Raw genomic sequence first — 1,133 nt, forward strand, 5'->3', positions numbered from 1 at the left:
GGCATTCCGTCCATACGTTCGCCAGTAAGACGAGTCAAACCGGAATAGATGCCCAATTTCAGACATGAAGTCAGTTGATAACCCACCTGCAAGTCTGCGCCATAGCCCAAATGCCAGTTGGTAGAACCTTTCATCACCTTGGCATCATCGGCTATAGTCTGGATATCAGCCTTGGTCGTTACTGCATATATATGAGGTGAAACAGCCAAATCCCATCGGCTGTTAGCTGTTTGATGGAACAGTCCAAGAAGGTTGATATTTACTCTTGCTCCATATTGCCCCATCTTGACATGGCTTTTCAGATTGGCATATTCCCAACTGTCCATGCCTAAGACACCTGCCTTGTAAAGCATACCGTCGCTACCCAACCAATAGTTACGTTCTACGCAACAGTCTTGTGCAGACAAGTTCATTTCTCCATACTTGGCAGATAACTCAGCCGAGAAGATGGAGTTGAAACGATAGCCGCCATATAAGCCAGCAGCCCAACCGAGGTACGTCTTGTCATGTCCGAAACTTGAGAAAGTAGAGAAACCGAAAGGCATTCCACCCTCTACTCCGACGTACCAGCCTTGCGATGGGGCAAGTACATCTTTTCCTTCTTCAGCTTTCATTATGGAAAGCGGAAGCACTGATGCAAGTATTGCAATCAGCAATCTAATCCGTATTGTCAAATAATTTGCCATATTATTTCGTTTATATTAAATCGTAAAGATAAAGAGTTTTCTCCTAATAATCAAAATGGATGACTACCATGAAGCCTTTTGTTTCATTCTAACCGAAACTCACTCTAAGAAATACAAGAGGTTTGTCAGGGAAATAAAAATGAAAGCCAACAGCAAATAGATATAAAAGCGTTCTCTCTTGATGAAGTCACGAAAGCTATAGCGAGCCTTCCAATGATTCTCAAGATACATCCTGTAGTCATTTATCATGGCATATCCTAAGATCATACATAATATGAGTATAAACACCCCGATGATGATCAGGGCTAATTCTATCCTTGGCATGGTTTCTATCAATTCTTTCATGTTGCAAATATAGTGTTTTTCATCCGAAAAAGGTGTCGCATTCCTATGTTCAGGTGTCTACTTCCTATGTTTTAGGTGTCTACTTCGTAGGAATGCGACACC

At 41.9% G+C, this 1,133-nt stretch carries 1 pseudogene; it reads right to left on the minus strand.

From position 1 onward, the window contains the following. Nucleotides 1–614 (minus strand): annotated as a pseudogene (locus F7D20_RS05715) (OmpA family protein); the annotation flags it as partial. Nucleotides 615–1,133 lie beyond the last annotated feature (519 nt).

The sequence above is a fragment of the Segatella copri genome, from assembly GCF_009495355.1.
In the GTDB taxonomy this organism is placed as follows: domain Bacteria; phylum Bacteroidota; class Bacteroidia; order Bacteroidales; family Bacteroidaceae; genus Prevotella.